This is a genomic window from Bacillus sp. GW823-FHT06A11 (assembly GCF_058795355.1).
In genome coordinates this window covers 394,056-409,150 of the sequence record NZ_JBXAHS010000003.1, presented here as the reverse complement: position 1 = coordinate 409,150, position 15,095 = coordinate 394,056, and the positions used below count along the sequence as shown (strand labels likewise).

Below are 15,095 nucleotides of genomic sequence, written 5' to 3'. Positions count from 1 at the left end.
TATATGAAAAAAGTAGGAACTGCATTTTTAACAACTTTATTTATATTTTCATCGTTTACATCGGCAAATGCTGAAGAAAAGAAGGATAATAAAGCATTTATAGATGTATCTGCTGCAACGTTATGGACAGCACCTGATTCATTAAGGTCAATCGATACACCGAGTGCAACAAATCCAGTGGATCTATGGAAATGGACGAAATCAATGACACTTGGCGAGAAACTATGGTTAACAAATGCAAATAAATTAGAAACACAAGCGTTACTCGGTCAAGAAGTAACCGTTATTGATAAGAAAGGCGAGTGGGTGAAGGTATTAGTGCATGGACAGCCAACACCACGAAATGAAGAAGGTTATCCGGGCTGGATGCCTGAAAAGCAATTAACATATAATCAAGAATTTGCAGATAAAACAAATGAACCTTTTGTGTTAATAACAAAGCCAACTGCGATTTTATATATAAATCCTTCTGAAAAACATAAATCACTTGAAGTCAGTTATAATACAAGACTGCCGCTATTAAGTGAAGACACAATTTCATACCGTGTATTGTTGCCAAATGGTCAGAAAGCATGGCTACGAAAAAATGATGGAACAGTTTACCGTTCTCAAACTGATATTCCAAAACCGACAGCTGATGATTTAATTAACACAGGGAAAATGTTTTTAGGTTTACCGTATATATGGGCTGGTACAAGTGGTTTTGGATTTGATTGCTCTGGCTTCACGCATACGATCTATAAATCGCACGGCATTACAATTCCGCGAGATTCTGGACCGCAATCAAGAGCAGGAATTGCAGTTGATAAAGAAAACTTACAAAAGGGAGATTTAATCTTCTTTGCACATGATCAAGGGAAAGGTAGTGTCCATCACGTTGCAATGTATATTGGTGATGGCAATATGATTCACTCACCAAGAGCTGAAAGGTCGGTAGAGATTATACCACTAAATACACCAGGATATATAGAAGAATACGCTGGTGCTCGTCGTTACTTACCTTAAAAATAGAGGGGGTTTTTAAATGAAAAAAGTTGTTCGTTACTCATTAGTTAGTACTCTATTAGTTTCTTCATTTTTAGTTGGCTGCGCAAAAGAAAAAACTACAACAAAGCCGAAAGATGAAAAGAAAGTATTACAGTTACTAGAAACGGGTGAAATTCCGTCGTTAAACTCAGTGAAAGTCACAGATGCAGTCTCGTTTAACGTTTTGAATAACGTAATGGAAGGACTATTCCGTCTATCGAAAAATGATGAAGTAATTGAGGCAGGCGCACAAAAATATGAAGTGAGTAAAGATGGAAAGATATATACATTTCATTTGCGTGATGCGAAATGGTCAAACGGAGATCCAGTAACCGCTCATGATTACGTATACGCTTGGAAGCAATTGATTAATCCAGATACCGCTTCTCAATATGCATACATTGCGTACGATGTGAAAAACGCTGAGAAGATAAATAAAAAACAACTAGGTCTAGATGAATTAGGAGTAAAAGCGAAGGATGATAAAACGTTCGTCGTAGAGCTAGAACATCCTGTACCGTATTTTACGAAATTATTAATTTTACCATCCTTCTATCCAATTAACGAAAAATATGCGAAAGAGCAAGGTGATAAATACGGATTAGAAGCAAATAAAGCGGTATATAATGGACCATTTACATTATCAGAGTGGAAGCATGAAGCTAGCTTTACAATGAAGAAAAACGATAAGTATTGGGATAAAAAAGAAGTGAAGTTAGATGAAGTAAACTATCAAATTGTAAAAGAAATTTCAACTGCGGTAAATTTATATGAAACAGATAAAGTTGATAGAGCTGTTATTTCTACAGAATTCGTGGATAAATATAAAAATAATAAAGAGCTAAAACAATATACAGATCCAGTTATGTACTTCTTCCGATTTAATGAAAATGTACCGATTCTTAAAAATAAAAATGCACGTCTTGCGCTAAGTACAGTTTTTGATAAGAAAGGACTTGCGGATTCATTTTTAAATGATGGTTCGGTTGCTGCAAACTATTACGTACCAAAAGGATTTTTAAAGGGACCAGATAAAAAAGATTTTAGAAGTACGGCAGGTGAGTTTAATAAAACTGATGTAAAAAAAGCGAAAGAATATTGGGAAAAGGCAAAGCAAGAAACAGGTACAGATGAAGTGACGTTAGAACTATTAAATTATGACTTAGAAAACTTTAAAAAAGTTGGAGAGTACATTAAAGAGCAGCTTGAGAAAAATTTACCAGGTTTAAAAGTGAATGTGAAATTGCAACCACATACGCAAAAATTAGCACTAGAGAAGAAGAAAGAATATGAAATGTCGTTATCACGCTGGTTACCGGATTATCCAGATCCAATGACTTACTTAGAAGTATTCCTTTCTGGAAGCAGTGTTAATAATACAGAATATGCAAACCCAGAATATGATGCGTTAATTAAGAAGATTAAAACAGAATTAGGTAATGATGAAAAAGCTCGCTGGAAAGCAATGCAAGAAGCTGAAAAAATGCTACTTGATGATGCAGTAATTGCACCGGTATTCCAGCGCGGATTATCTTACTTACAAAAACCATATGTGAAAGATTTATATGTACATCAATTTGGTCCAGCTACAAGTTTAAAAGGGGCAGATGTACAAAAATAAAAGAATGGAGAAACAGACTTCACGTATGTGATAGTCTGTTTTTTTGTACAGTTCCGAATGAAATATAGACATTTCATATGTTTTTTTACGACTTAAAAATAAAATTATTACTAAAATTCCAGTGTGAAATTTATGTAGAATCTTGTATAATTAACGTGTTTCTATGGAAACATTTTCTTGCGCTATTTCTATAGGATTTAATAGAACAAGGAAGGAAATACATACATGTATATAATAGACAAATAGAATAGAACATGTATAGAGAAAAAGGAGAGAAAAGATGGCGTGTCAAAGACAAGGGTTACAATTTAATAACGATAGAAAGAGGGACAGAAGATGAAAATGAAGCATGCTTTTGGTCCTATAATTTTAGCGTGTGTGCTTTTTTTCATTATCATTCTAATCCCATCGAAAAGTTTAGTATCGCTTATTAGTGATAAGAAGGTAGAAGATGCGGCTACTTCTTTACAAAAAGAGAAATTACAAAGTGTTTTCTTACAGCAAAAAATGTTAGAGAATTCACGGTATTTACCGATGTACGGTTCATCAGAATTTTTACGAATGGATGCATATCATCCGTCTAATTATTTCAAAGTAAATCCAGCTGGTTTTACACCGTTTTTAATTGGAACTGGCGGTACACAAAGCTTAGCTCATATTTTAAATATGACATCTACTATGGATGAATTAGAAGGTAAAAAAGTAGTCTTTGTTCTTTCACCACAATGGTTTACAAAGACTGGTGTCTCACAAGGGGATTTCACTAATAATTTCTCCAAACAACAAGCATATCATTTTATTTTTAATGATGAGATAAATCCAGAAATGAAGAAGCAAATCGCGAAACGGCTATTAGATTATAAAGTTGTTCAAGAAGATGATATATTAAAAAATTCATTAGAAGGTATTGTATATAATGATACAAAACATAACATAAAAGCAGGTTTAGCTAAACCACTTGCTTATATGCATCGAAATATTTTAGATCATAGAGATTTATTTAACTCTTTATTTAAAATCGAACCGATGAAAGAGAAAACAAATATCGGACTTCGTTCAATTTCTTGGGAAGATGCACGTAAACACGCGGAACAAGAAGGGAATGCTGAGTCTACTACAAATACATTCGGAATTGAAAATCCGTATTATCATAAGAATAATCTGAAGAAAAAACTAAAAGGTTTAAAAAACTTTAGAGCAAATGAAACATATGATGAATCACCAGAATATGATGATTTACAAATTATTTTAGATTTATTTAAAGAGAAAAATGTCAAACCACTCTTTATTTCTGTACCTGTAAATGGGCCTTGGTATGATTATACTGGCTTCCCGAAAGAACGCCGTGAAGTGTATTATAATAAAGTTCGAGAACAGGTTGAGAAAGCAGGATATCCAGTAGTTGATTTCTCTGGTCATGAATATGATAAGTATTTCTTAAAAGATACGATTCATTTAGGCTGGAAAGGTTGGATTTATTTTGATGAAGCAGTGCAGAAATTTTATTCTGAGAAATAAAGTATAGAAATCGGAATGGCTATGAGCCGTTCCGATTTTTTAGTATAGAGGATTTTGGTGAGGGCAATTTGGGAATGCATGTATATCTTGAACCTGTCTATAATCATAATGTTTCATTGCGAACTGAGCTTGATAAAGGTATTCATACACATATAATTGACCATCATGCGCTGAACATAATACGCCAGAAGTTCCTTGCCCATTTATGAAGGAAATACCGATAGGGCGTCCGATTAAGTATGGTATTTTTTGCTGCCAATGCATAGGGGAATCACTCCTTTTTGAGATAATATACGAAAAGAATGATCGAATGGTTGCTTATCCATGTAAATGTAGATGGAAAGGTGTTATATAATTCCTGAAGATTAATTCATATATAAATAAAAAACCGCTATAATTCCGAATGAATTTATAGCGGTTTTTTATTTATATTCTTAAGCGAGATTTTTACGCTTTTTTGTCCATTTTTTTATAACGAAGTATAAAAGTATAAGTGCGACGCCACCAATTGCGAATGATTTCACATACGGACCAGCAATATCATTTATTTTCTCCCAATTTTCACCTAGTTTTTCACCTAAATAAATGAAAATGATTGACCAAGGGATGATTGCGAGTGCTGTTAATGTAGTGAAACGTAGTAAAGGCATTTTTGTAATACCAGCAGGAATTGAAATCGCATGACGCACTACTGGAATGAAGCGTGCTGTAAAAATGACGCCAGTTCCGTAACGATTAAACCAATCTTCTGCAGCATCTATTTGTTTTTTATGTATGAAAATATATTTTCCGTAACGTTCTAATATAGGGCGTCCGCCGTATCGTCCAAGCCAATAAATAAAGATTTGAGCAATAACACCGCCAATTGTACCGAATACAACAGCGCCTATAAATGAGATACTTCCATTGAATACTAAGTATCCTGCATAAGCAAGGACAATTTCACTTGGGATAATCTCAATCATAAGTCCAAGCATAATGCCCCAATAACCTAATCCTTCAAAAACCGTTAATACTGAATGAATAAAACTACTTAACATTGTTGCACCTTCTAGTTTATGAATTTTTGAGTATAAGAACCTTTTATTTAATCACGTAAAAGGTTCACTATATGTAGATTATACCTTATTTACATAGGGAATTGCTATTTCAATTCTTTTATGTCTCTCATAAGTATTATAGTAAAGGATATAAGCCGCGTTTTTATGAAGGGTTAATGAAAAGGTTATTAAAAATTTCTCATAAAAAAATAGAAGCATTTCTGCTCCTATTTTTTAAGGCTTCACATCTAAGTTCTGTAAAAATAAAGTTGCTGTTACGTAACGCTTTGCTAACATTTGTACATAAGCGGTATGTACAGAAAGGGTCGCAATGATAATAGCGTTACGAATTGCTTCGCGTTGTTCGTTATTAATTTGATCGAACTTGCTTGCGATTTTATCAGCTTTTTCTTTTACGATGTTTTCAATTGTATGAACTGTATCTGTTGCATTTAGTTGTAAGCAATTCCCTTGATTGAGTTCTTCAAATAGAGAAGAGTATGCTACATATAAATGAACAGGATTGATTAAATCATCACTTCGATCGGCTGGGTCATTAACGATAAGGCGTAATAGCTTACGAATTGATTCAAAATCAAGTGCTGTTTTTAAATCTTCGACAATGAACAGTAAGGCTGCTTGTTCAATCGAATATTTTTTCCCTTTTTGAGGAGAGCCAATCATTTCTTTTATATCTCGTTTCACCCAGTTTTGCATAGCAGTTACAGAGAAACTTGTGTTTTCAATCTGATTGCCAAGCGCAACTATTTCATTTAAAGAAAAACCGACATCAGTATCGTCAATTTTAATCAGCTTTTCAAAAATAGGTGAAAGTGCGGTAGTAATAAAAGCTGTAACGCTTTGTCCGCTTTCAATATCTTTTTTATGTGACTTTGCCCAAGCTTCTTGTAAAATACCGAGAGGCTTTTTCGTATTCCATCCTCTTAGTGATAGAAGAAGGGTAGCCATTTCGTTTCGTGTGAGATGAAATGTTTCCATCTTTTCACCTCCAAAATAATAAAAAGTTCTTATGAACTTATAATATGTTTTGTTTCATTTAAAGTCAATTCTGTTTTGCTTAATTTTTCCTTTGTCACCAAACTGTTGAAAGTAAATAATACTTGCATATTTCGACAAAAGTTCATATAATAAGTTCATAAGAACCTTTAAAATGTTCTTAAAAACAAATCTATCATTCTGAATTTACTAGAAAGATAGATTTCACATATATCTATATAAAAGGAGAATGGATATAATATGTTGAAAAAACTTGTAGCAGTAATGACAGCATTCATGGTTATCTTTGGGGCTAGCAGCTTTATGTTCGTAGATCATGCAGCAGCGAAAAGTTACAAATCTGGTAAAAAATCATTTACACCAAGTTCAGGTCAAAAGTCAAAAGTTGATTTAAACAAAAAAGACTCAAATGTAAATTCTCAAAAAACGACTCCAGATTCAAAAACGAAAGCAACAAACACAGCACCAAAAAGTAATAAAGGAAGCTTTATGAAAGGTTTATTACTAGGTGGTCTTGGTGGTTTACTAATGGGTAGCTTATTTGCAAATATGGGAGCTCTTGGTTCTGTATTAGCATTTATGGTAAATATGTTAGTAATGGCTGGTATCGTAATGTTAGCAGTTCGTGCATTTAAATACTTCAAAGACCAACGTAAAAAGAAGGCAGATGAAGTAGCATGGAAACAATAAAAATTTCTGAACAAGAATTAATAAATGCGCTTTGCGTATATATAGCTGAAAAAAGACAAGTGGGTCCAGAAGAAGTGTTAGTTGAACTCATGTATGACGATGACTACGGTTTCTCTGCGGAAGTAGAGGTAAATGGTCGCCAGCAAATTTTAATTCAAGCAAACTTAATCGAAGCATTACGCTTATTGATTGACAGAGAATATAATGTCAATTCATTCGCAGCGAGATTACAACTTGAATTAGATGATGAAGAAGGTATTTACGCATTAGCGAAATTTAATAGTGATGAACAATAAGACTGTTAGGGCTTTATGCTCTAGCAGTTTTTTATTTTAATTTCTATTTTTAGTATGTTTCCTATTTTAGGATAAAATTCAATTTTTAATAAACTGATGAATTGGTAAAAATATGTTATTCTTATTAAGAATGTTTTATGTTAATAGGGGGATATTATGAAAAAGAAATTATTAGCAACAATTGCTGCGGTATGTTTATCTTTAACTGCTTGTAATTCAACGGAGCAAACAAAAGATGTACAAGCGAATGAAAAAAAAGATAAGATTACTGAACAGCAAACAGCAACAACTAGCCCGAAAGCTAAAGAGATAAAAGAAAAAAGTGCAGTGGAGAGATTATCACAAGATCATAGTGTTTCGTTAGAAGGTGATGGTGCGAATTCTTCTGATTTTTTTGAGTTAAAATCCGGATTTGTTATTGCGGAAGTAGAACATACAGGAGAAAGTAATGCAATTCTAGAGTTAAAAGATGAACAAGGTAATGACTCTGGTTCACTTTCGAATTTTATTGGTAATGGAAAAGAAAAACGTGTAGTTTTATTAAACAAGAGTGGAAAATATTTTATTAATCCAATGGCAGATGGTCACTGGAAAGTGAATATGTCTCAGTCTATTCCAATAGATAAAGTAGTAACAGCTCCAGGAACAATTAGTGGTCACGGATCTGATGTTGTTTTTGTGAAACTTGAAAAAGGTTTGAAAGAATTGCATGGTGTACATAAGAATGGTGAAAGTAATTTTGTAGTGGATTTAAACGATAGCATGATATTTAATGAAATTGGTGCTGCCGATACTACGAAAAAAGTACCTGTAAAAGAAAATGGTATACATATATTCACTATTCAAGCTGATGGTGATTGGACAATCGAAGTGAAATAATTTGAAAAGCTCTCCTTATGTTTTTGATAAGGGGAGCTTTTTGACAAATAAGTCTTATTAAATAATTTCTTGTTGTTTATAGAAATCTTTATCATTTGTTTGGAATTTATGCCATAAATCATTCATCTTTCGTCTACCGATATCTACCATCGGATTAAACTGAATTGCAGCTTTCTGACGAACAGAGTGAACGTTTTGAATGGCGTGATATAATTGTTGGTCGACTATATCATGTTGTTCACCTGCATATTTAGCAATAGATAGACCTGCAACAGTTCCTTGCGCCATCGCAATTTTTCCGCTTTCAATGCCTGTAATATTGCCAGCTACAAATAAACCAGGAAGAGGGGTTTCCATTGTTTCGGAATGGAGAGGAACGTGTCCACCTAATTCTGAAATGTAATGGAAGGGACAACCAGCTACAGCTGCAAGTTCGGCAAGTGGGTATAATCCCCCAGCAATACAAACAAAATCTGCTTCATATATTTTCTCTGATCCATTAATAACATTTCCTTTAGAGTCAATATTAGCAATGCGTACACCTTCAACTTGATCTGTTCCGATAATTTCAAGAGCTGCTTTCCGAAGGTGAAGTGGCGTTCCGTTTATTTTCATTCCGCTGTTTGGATAGAATGTTAATCCAGCTTTTCGAATCCAATCATATTTCATAAAGTGGCTACCTATTCGTAAAATAGCAGAAGGAGCGAGATGTGCTGCATTTAAAAGAGAGTTTAAAACTTCTTCAGGTTCACCAGCTTTTTGACTTAACTCGCTTTTTTCAGGGAGTACAATATGATCTACTTTAATTCCCGCTAATTGCAATTCACTTAAAATGGCGAAAGACAAAATGTTAGCACCAATAATGATTCCTTTTTTTCCAACTTGCACGCGATGAACATTTGTCATAACTTGAGCTGCTCCAATTGACATCACTCCTGGAAGTGTCCAGCCTGGAAGGGGAATAGAATATTCCGCAGCACCAGTAGCAAGTAGTACGAACGGTGCTTCTAACGTACCGATATTAGTATGTACAAACCAATTGTTTTCATCTTTATCTAAATTATAGACCGAAACACCGCACCTGATATGTACTGAAAGTGATTCTGCTTCTTCATGAAGTCGCTTCGATTCCTCTATTCCGTTCCACCATTCTCCAGTAGGCTCTTGATGCAACTGTCCTAACAATCTCCCACCCGGCTTCATAAATTCATCAATAACGAGCACTTTTAGTCCGAAACGAGCACAAGAGATAGAAGCAGATAATCCCGCTGGTCCTGCACCAATGATAATTACATCACTCATCGTTTTTTCACCATCTCTCTCACGATATTCGGATGCTGTTTCCCGCTTTCAACAACCATGTTTTCTTCTACAACAGTTAAGCATGCGCGTACATTTGTTTGATTATTTACTGTCACGCGGCATTCAGAACAGTGCCCAATATTACAATAAATACCTCGCGGTGTCCCGCTATCTTCATGAACTCTTAATGTCCGTATTTCATTTGCTAACAGGGCAGCAGCTATCGTTTCATGTTCATATGCTTCGTATTGATGACCGTTAAATTGAAAAGTAATACGCTCACTACTTTGTAAAGTACCTAAAATAGGGTGATGTGTAATTCTACTCATTTACTTTCACCTACCGATCCAAAAGTAACTGCACGTATTGGTGGTTGATATTTTAACGGTAGTTCATTAAGAGTTACGTCAGGATTCGCATTTTCAATCATTCGATCTATCATTATTCTGCATGTACGACCACCGCAAAATCCCATGCCAGCACGTGTTCTTAGTTTTAATTCTCTTGCCGAGCAGTTATATTCAGCAATTGTCGATTGAAGTTGTCCGTATGTAACCTCTTCACAACGACAAACGATTAAGTTGTTTTTATTGGTCATGTGTATTCCTCCTCTAGTTCGGTTTGCACAAATTATATATGCAAAAATCATGCCAATATAGAGGAAGGAGAGAGAGCTACCTGTAAACGCCTAATCGGTGCATACTGCTTCTTTATTGAAGTCCAAGTTTTTTTAAACGGTTATATAAAGTAGCCCTTGTTACGCCAAGTTGTTTTGCACATTCTAATTTATTCCCATTTAAAATTCGTAAAGCCCTTTCAATAACTTTTTTCTCATGCTCATCCATCTCTTCTTGTAAAGAAAGGATTGTATTATTGTTGCTGAGTAATAGGGAATGAGCTGTATGATTGTCTAAATTTTCGGTTGTATGAAATGGTAAATATTCTTGTTTTATAATTCCGTCTGTCGCAAATACCACAAGTCGTTCAACAACGTTTCGAAGTTCGCGAATATTACCTGGCCAATTGTAATGAAGCAGTTCATGCATAATGCTTGAAGGTAAGTCACGAATTGGTCTGTTATAGTTGATTGAAAAATCGTTTAAGAATGAGTATGTGAGTTCGATAATATCCTCTCGTCTTTCACGCAGCGGTGGAATATGCAGGCTAACTACATTTAAACGATAATATAAATCTTCTCGGAAAGTTCCTTTTCTCATTTCTTCTTGTAAATCCCGATTTGTAGCAGCGATAATGCGGAAATCAATATTAATTTCTTTTTCTCCGCCAACTCGGTAATACTTTCGTTCTTGTAGTACACGTAACAGTTTTACTTGCATATCGAGCGGCATTTCGCCAATCTCATCGAGGAATAAAGTACCGCCTTGCGCGAGTTCAATTTTACCTTTTTTTCCTTTACTATTTGCTCCAGAAAACGCCCCACGCTCGTAACCGAATAATTCACTTTCAAATAACGCTTCTGGAATTGCCCCGCAGTTAATCGAAATGAAAGGCGCCTTCGCTGCCTCACTTGCTTCATGAATTGCTTTCGCAAATACTTCTTTTCCAACTCCGCTTTCCCCAAGTATTAAAACAGTTGATTTCACCGAACAAACTTTTCTAGCTAATTGTATCGTTCTTTGTATAACAGGACTTTTCCCATTCATCGCAAGGAATGGATCGGATTCATCTTTATACTTTGCCACTTCTTGTTCTAAACGGTGCATTTCATGTGACATATTAAATAGTTTTTCATTTAAAGCGACTTGATTTGTAACATCTGTTTCTGAAACGACTGCTCCTATAATTTCATCATTACAATAAACTGGATTTGAATTAATTAATACGAATAAATCGGGACGAGGCTGATGGAACTGAGCGACTATGCTTTTTCCATCATGTAAAGATTGTAAAATTTCCAAGTCTTTATAATCAAAAAAACGAGTAATCGGTTGCCCAATAATTTCATTATGGTTGACTGAAAATATTTTTTCAGCACCATCTGTCCAAGTTCGAACGCATTCTTTACTATCAATGACTGTAACAGAAGAGTCAGTTGTTTGTATTACGGTGTCATAAAATGCCTGTAGTTCATTGTAGGACTTATAAAGAAATGGAATCATTTGCTGAGAAGTTATACAGCATATCGGCTCATCGTTTTCGTTAAGGATGATAACAGCTAATTCATAAGAAAAAGCGTCAATTAGTGCAGTGAATGAGTCATCTACATAAATAATGGCGCAATTATATTCATCTGTAGTAGAAGGGAGATAATAAAACCTTTCGTTTACTTGCTTAATGTGATTAAGGCTACATGTATGATCGATTAAAACACGTTCCAAAAACTCTTGTATAGTCGGAAATGAAAATGCCATAATGCCCTCCTGTTATGTATAAAAATTTTGACAGTGATAAAAAAATAATACACCTATTTACTGTAAATTTAAATTATTTTTACAAATAAAAATATTGTTTATGGAAATTGTATATATGAAGAATTGGCACGTCAATTGCATAAAAGAAAGTGAGAGGTTTAGGGAAAGGAGGAGTATATTGTGAGGCACTGCGACGTTTTAATTATAGGTGGTGGAATAATAGGGTGTTCTATCGCTTATTACACTTCAAAATACGGAAGAGACGTAACAATCATTGAAAAAGGAGAATTTGTCAGCGGGACGTCTTCACGGTGTGATGGGAATATTTTGGCCATTGATAAAGATCCGGGATTTGATAGTCAAATGTCTTTAGTAAGTCAAAAATTAGTAACTGATTTAAGTGAAAAATTAGAGCATTCATTTGAATATAGGGCACCAGGAAGTATTCTCGTATGTGAGTCAGACGAAGAGATGGAAGCTGCGCAACAATGGGTAGATCGGCAAAAAGAAGCTGGATTACCGTTTCGAATGCTTGATAGGCAAGATATAAGAGAAGAGTCGCCTTTTTTTGCTGATGATTTATTAGGCGGTTTAGAATGTGCGACGGATTCAACTGTGAATCCATATCTCCTTGCTTTCTCGCTTCTGTCAGAGGCACAAAAGTTTGGCGCAAAAGCCTTTAAGCAGACCGAAGTAAAGAGTATGAAAATAGAGACGAATGGTTCATTTGTTGTAGAAACTACGAATGGTACTTTTACAGCAAAACAAGTTGTAAATGCAGCCGGTGTGTGGGCTCCTAAGATTGGTCAGATGTTAAATGTAAATATACCAATTGAACCGAGAAAAGGGCATATTATAGTAGCATCAAGGCAACAACATGTAGGATGCCGTAAAGTAATGGAATTCGGTTATTTAATTTCTAAATTTGGCGGAAAAAGAAAAGTAGATGTTTTAACTGAAAAATACGGGGTTGCGCTCGTATTTGAGCCTACTGAAAGTCAAAATTTCTTAATTGGAAGTAGTCGTGAATTTGTAGGGTTTCATACGAGAATAAACAATGAAGTCATTAAATGTATCGCAAATAGAGCGATTCGCTTTTATCCGAAAATGGCAGATATGATGGTAATTCGTTCTTACGCTGGTTTACGTCCGTGGACAGAAGATCATTTGCCGATTATTTCACGAGTGGAACATATTCCGAATTATTTCATTGCCGCTGGACATGAAGGGGATGGGATTAGTCTTGCAGCAGTTACTGGGAAAGTAATTGAAGAGTTATTAAATGAAAAAGAGACAATTATTCCTATTGAACCACTTCGTTTGAGTCGTTTTACAGAAAGGGTGTTAAACGGATGAGGTCACAAAGAGTCTTTATGACTATTGATACACATACGGGCGGGAATCCAACGAGGACATTAATTAGCGGATTTCCAAAGTTGATTGGAGAGACGATGGCAGAGAAGATGTTACATATGAAAAAGGAATATGATTGGATTCGAAAATTGTTAATGAATGAACCGCGTGGTCATGATGTAATGTCAGGGGCATTATTAACAGACCCATGTCATCCTGAGGCTGATATAGGTGTTATATACATAGAGACAGGTGGATACTTACCGATGTGCGGTCACGATACAATCGGTGTATGTACAGCGTTAGTTGAATCAGGTTTAATTCCAGTAGTTGAACCGATTACTTCTTTAAAACTAGATACCCCGGCTGGCTTAGTGGAAGTAGATATTGCTGTTCAAGATGGAAAAGCAAAAGAGGTATCTTTCTGTAACATACCAGCTTTTTTATTGAAAAATATTACTGTACACGTCAAAGACATTGGAACTGTAGAGGCTGATATTGCGTATGGAGGGAATTTTTATGCCATTATTGATGCGAAGTCAGTAGGCCTAGAATTAGTACCAGAAAATGCATCTACAATCATCGATAAGGCGATTCATATAAGAAACACAATTAATGAGAAGTTTGAAATCATTCATCCAGAGTATTCGTTTATTAGAGGATTAACACATGTTGAATTTTATACAGATGCTACTCATGAATGTGCGCATGTGAAAAATACAGTTGTTGTACCACCAGGCGGAATAGATCGATCCCCATGCGGTACAGGAACATCTGCGAAGCTAGCTGTATTATACGCTCAGAAAGAAATCAAAATTGGTGAAGAGTTCATTCATGAGAGTATCGTTGGTTCTTTATTTAAAGGATATGTCGTGAATACGACACATGTTGAAAATATTGAAGCTGTCATAACGAAAATTACGGGATCAGCTTGGCTTATGGGTATGCATAAATTTTTTTACAATGAAATGGATCCACTCAAAGAAGGATTTTTGCTAATTCCGCCGATGGAACATGAAACGGAGGATATAAAATGAACATTCAAAAAATGTATACAGCAGTAGACGTACATGTAAATGGCGAGGCATTTCGTGTAATGAAAGACGTACCATGCAAATACTACTACAGTTTGGAGCAATTAAATGAACAATTTTCAGGTGAATTAGCAGAAGAGATGAAGCTTTTATTAAATGAACCACGTGGTTTTATCGGTTTGAATGGGTGTATTGTCGTTCCATCTATCCATAATGAAGTGGATGCAGCTGTATTATTTTTTAATCATGAAGGTTCGATTCCGCTTCATTATGGGGGCATTGTTGCGGTAATAACGATGTTACTCGAAAGTGGGTATTTAAAAAAGAGAGAGTCCAATCAATACAAAATTGAAACGTTATCTGGAATATTTTTAGTTCATGCGTATGTAGAGAATGATGAAGTTATATCTGTTTCGTTTGAAAGCAAACTTTGCTATTTGATTGAGGAAAATTTACAGGTTGGTAATGTAAGTTATTCTCTCATACAAGCAGATAAAGTATATGCAGTTGTAGAAAAAGGTGCGTATTCGCCAGAAATTCGTGTTGAAAACATTTCAGAATTGAAAAGATGGGGAGAAGCTACACTGCAGGCTATACAAAAACAGTCGCTAATAAAAAGGCTTATTTTAGTAGATCCTTCGCAAAAAGAAAAGAACCATATAAAGTCGATTACATTTCATGAAGATAACTTTATCGTACGTTCGCCAGGTTTTGTTTCTACTATCGTTTCCTATGTTCATGCATTATTTAAAAATGATTATATGGCGGATAAACCTTTTAAAAATGAAAGTATATTTAATAGTTTTATAACTGTGGAAAAAGTGAAGAAGGAGGAACTAGGATACATTTTCCGTTTTGAAAGTAGAGGATTTATTACAGGGATGCAGACGTTTCTATTAGACCCTACGGATCCGTTTCCGGCAGGATTCTTATTAAAATAAAATGTG

The 15,095-nt window shown here is 34.9% G+C and carries 16 protein-coding genes; 9 read left to right on the top strand and 7 right to left on the bottom strand.

Annotated features, from left to right (window positions below):
• Positions 1-3 precede the first annotated feature (3 nt).
• The 3 genes from AC1Q8L_RS16260 (at position 4) to dltD (ending at position 4,165) form a co-directional block, all read left to right on the top strand.
• Entirely contained in the window at positions 4-1,005 is a 1,002-nt protein-coding gene (locus AC1Q8L_RS16260; RefSeq protein ID WP_090977816.1) for a C40 family peptidase, read from the top strand.
• A gap of 19 nt (positions 1,006-1,024) precedes the next feature.
• Positions 1,025-2,647, top strand: coding sequence for a peptide ABC transporter substrate-binding protein (locus tag AC1Q8L_RS16255; protein ID WP_000758268.1), 1,623 nt, complete (start codon positions 1,025-1,027; stop codon positions 2,645-2,647).
• Positions 2,648-2,983: 336 nt separating this feature from the next.
• Complete coding sequence (gene dltD, locus AC1Q8L_RS16250; protein WP_086387406.1) at positions 2,984-4,165, top strand: D-alanyl-lipoteichoic acid biosynthesis protein DltD; 1,182 nt, start codon at positions 2,984-2,986, stop codon at positions 4,163-4,165.
• A gap of 39 nt (positions 4,166-4,204) precedes the next feature.
• On the opposite strand, the gene AC1Q8L_RS16245 is transcribed toward dltD, so the two are convergent.
• The 3 genes from AC1Q8L_RS16245 to AC1Q8L_RS16235 all read right to left on the bottom strand — a co-directional run bounded on the left by AC1Q8L_RS16245 (position 4,205) and on the right by AC1Q8L_RS16235 (position 6,204).
• Entirely contained in the window at positions 4,205-4,429 is a 225-nt protein-coding gene (locus tag AC1Q8L_RS16245; protein ID WP_000558692.1) for a hypothetical protein, read from the bottom strand.
• 170 nt (positions 4,430-4,599) lie between these two features.
• The gene (gene uptA, locus AC1Q8L_RS16240; RefSeq protein ID WP_492339469.1) at positions 4,600-5,205 is read right to left on the bottom strand and encodes an undecaprenyl phosphate transporter UptA; all 606 of its coding nucleotides are present in this window, start codon (positions 5,203-5,205) and stop codon (positions 4,600-4,602) included.
• 234 nt (positions 5,206-5,439) lie between these two features.
• Entirely contained in the window at positions 5,440-6,204 is a 765-nt protein-coding gene (locus tag AC1Q8L_RS16235; RefSeq protein ID WP_000447231.1) for a DUF1836 domain-containing protein, read from the bottom strand.
• A gap of 258 nt (positions 6,205-6,462) precedes the next feature.
• Here AC1Q8L_RS16235 and AC1Q8L_RS16230 point away from each other — a divergent pair, with 258 nt between their 5' ends.
• The 3 genes from AC1Q8L_RS16230 (at position 6,463) to AC1Q8L_RS16220 (ending at position 8,087) form a co-directional block, all read left to right on the top strand.
• Positions 6,463-6,912: a hypothetical protein gene (locus tag AC1Q8L_RS16230; RefSeq protein ID WP_000914478.1), complete on the top strand. Its 450-nt coding sequence runs from the start codon at positions 6,463-6,465 to the stop codon at positions 6,910-6,912.
• A complete protein-coding gene (locus AC1Q8L_RS16225) occupies positions 6,900-7,208 on the top strand; it encodes a YxcD family protein (RefSeq protein WP_086387404.1) in 309 nt (102 codons plus the stop codon). The genes AC1Q8L_RS16230 and AC1Q8L_RS16225 overlap by 13 nt, the downstream gene beginning before the upstream one ends.
• A gap of 156 nt (positions 7,209-7,364) precedes the next feature.
• Entirely contained in the window at positions 7,365-8,087 is a 723-nt protein-coding gene (locus tag AC1Q8L_RS16220; RefSeq protein WP_086387403.1) for a hypothetical protein, read from the top strand.
• A 57-nt stretch (positions 8,088-8,144) separates the two neighbouring features.
• Here the strand turns inward: AC1Q8L_RS16220 and AC1Q8L_RS16215 are convergent, their stop codons facing one another.
• The 4 genes from AC1Q8L_RS16215 to AC1Q8L_RS16200 all read right to left on the bottom strand — a co-directional run bounded on the left by AC1Q8L_RS16215 (position 8,145) and on the right by AC1Q8L_RS16200 (position 11,761).
• Positions 8,145-9,389, bottom strand: a complete 1,245-nt coding sequence (locus AC1Q8L_RS16215; protein WP_001286084.1) for an NAD(P)/FAD-dependent oxidoreductase — start codon at positions 9,387-9,389, stop codon at positions 8,145-8,147.
• Complete coding sequence (locus AC1Q8L_RS16210) at positions 9,386-9,718, bottom strand: (2Fe-2S)-binding protein (protein ID WP_000087063.1); 333 nt, start codon at positions 9,716-9,718, stop codon at positions 9,386-9,388. The genes AC1Q8L_RS16215 and AC1Q8L_RS16210 overlap by 4 nt, the downstream gene beginning before the upstream one ends.
• On the bottom strand, positions 9,715-9,987 hold the full coding sequence (locus tag AC1Q8L_RS16205; protein WP_000182619.1) for a (2Fe-2S)-binding protein: 273 nt from the start codon (positions 9,985-9,987) through the stop codon (positions 9,715-9,717). Before AC1Q8L_RS16205 ends, AC1Q8L_RS16210 begins: the two co-directional genes overlap by 4 nt.
• Positions 9,988-10,099: 112 nt before the next feature.
• Positions 10,100-11,761 (bottom strand): sigma-54 interaction domain-containing protein, encoded by a 1,662-nt coding sequence (locus tag AC1Q8L_RS16200; RefSeq protein WP_000885730.1) that lies wholly within the window; start codon positions 11,759-11,761, stop codon positions 10,100-10,102.
• 180 nt (positions 11,762-11,941) lie between these two features.
• Between AC1Q8L_RS16200 and AC1Q8L_RS16195 the strand changes: the two genes are divergently transcribed.
• The 3 genes from AC1Q8L_RS16195 to AC1Q8L_RS16185 are packed head-to-tail and all read left to right on the top strand — an operon-like array spanning position 11,942 to position 15,089.
• Positions 11,942-13,117 carry an NAD(P)/FAD-dependent oxidoreductase gene (locus AC1Q8L_RS16195; RefSeq protein ID WP_001215274.1) on the top strand — a complete coding sequence of 392 codons (1,176 nt, stop codon included), beginning with the start codon at positions 11,942-11,944 and terminating at the stop codon, positions 13,115-13,117.
• Positions 13,114-14,151, top strand: coding sequence for a proline racemase family protein (locus tag AC1Q8L_RS16190; RefSeq protein WP_086387402.1), 1,038 nt, complete (start codon positions 13,114-13,116; stop codon positions 14,149-14,151). Before AC1Q8L_RS16195 ends, AC1Q8L_RS16190 begins: the two co-directional genes overlap by 4 nt.
• Positions 14,148-15,089, top strand: coding sequence for a proline racemase family protein (locus AC1Q8L_RS16185; RefSeq protein WP_001025560.1), 942 nt, complete (start codon positions 14,148-14,150; stop codon positions 15,087-15,089). Before AC1Q8L_RS16190 ends, AC1Q8L_RS16185 begins: the two co-directional genes overlap by 4 nt.
• Positions 15,090-15,095: the final 6 nt, after the last annotated feature.

Coding starts and splice junctions, on each gene's coding strand:
- AC1Q8L_RS16225 (WP_086387404.1), top strand. CDS start 6,900: ATGGAAACAATAAAAATTTCTGAACAAGAATTAATAAATGCGCTTTGC.
- AC1Q8L_RS16245 (WP_000558692.1), bottom strand. CDS start 4,429: ATGCATTGGCAGCAAAAAATACCATACTTAATCGGACGCCCTATCGGT.
- AC1Q8L_RS16220 (WP_086387403.1), top strand. CDS start 7,365: ATGAAAAAGAAATTATTAGCAACAATTGCTGCGGTATGTTTATCTTTA.
- AC1Q8L_RS16200 (WP_000885730.1), bottom strand. CDS start 11,761: ATGGCATTTTCATTTCCGACTATACAAGAGTTTTTGGAACGTGTTTTA.
- AC1Q8L_RS16255 (WP_000758268.1), top strand. CDS start 1,025: ATGAAAAAAGTTGTTCGTTACTCATTAGTTAGTACTCTATTAGTTTCT.
- AC1Q8L_RS16215 (WP_001286084.1), bottom strand. CDS start 9,389: ATGAGTGATGTAATTATCATTGGTGCAGGACCAGCGGGATTATCTGCT.
- AC1Q8L_RS16230 (WP_000914478.1), top strand. CDS start 6,463: ATGTTGAAAAAACTTGTAGCAGTAATGACAGCATTCATGGTTATCTTT.
- AC1Q8L_RS16210 (WP_000087063.1), bottom strand. CDS start 9,718: ATGAGTAGAATTACACATCACCCTATTTTAGGTACTTTACAAAGTAGT.
- uptA (WP_492339469.1), bottom strand. CDS start 5,205: ATGTTAAGTAGTTTTATTCATTCAGTATTAACGGTTTTTGAAGGATTA.
- AC1Q8L_RS16260 (WP_090977816.1), top strand. CDS start 4: ATGAAAAAAGTAGGAACTGCATTTTTAACAACTTTATTTATATTTTCA.
- dltD (WP_086387406.1), top strand. CDS start 2,984: ATGAAAATGAAGCATGCTTTTGGTCCTATAATTTTAGCGTGTGTGCTT.
- AC1Q8L_RS16235 (WP_000447231.1), bottom strand. CDS start 6,204: ATGGAAACATTTCATCTCACACGAAACGAAATGGCTACCCTTCTTCTA.
- AC1Q8L_RS16205 (WP_000182619.1), bottom strand. CDS start 9,987: ATGACCAATAAAAACAACTTAATCGTTTGTCGTTGTGAAGAGGTTACA.
- AC1Q8L_RS16190 (WP_086387402.1), top strand. CDS start 13,114: ATGAGGTCACAAAGAGTCTTTATGACTATTGATACACATACGGGCGGG.
- AC1Q8L_RS16185 (WP_001025560.1), top strand. CDS start 14,148: ATGAACATTCAAAAAATGTATACAGCAGTAGACGTACATGTAAATGGC.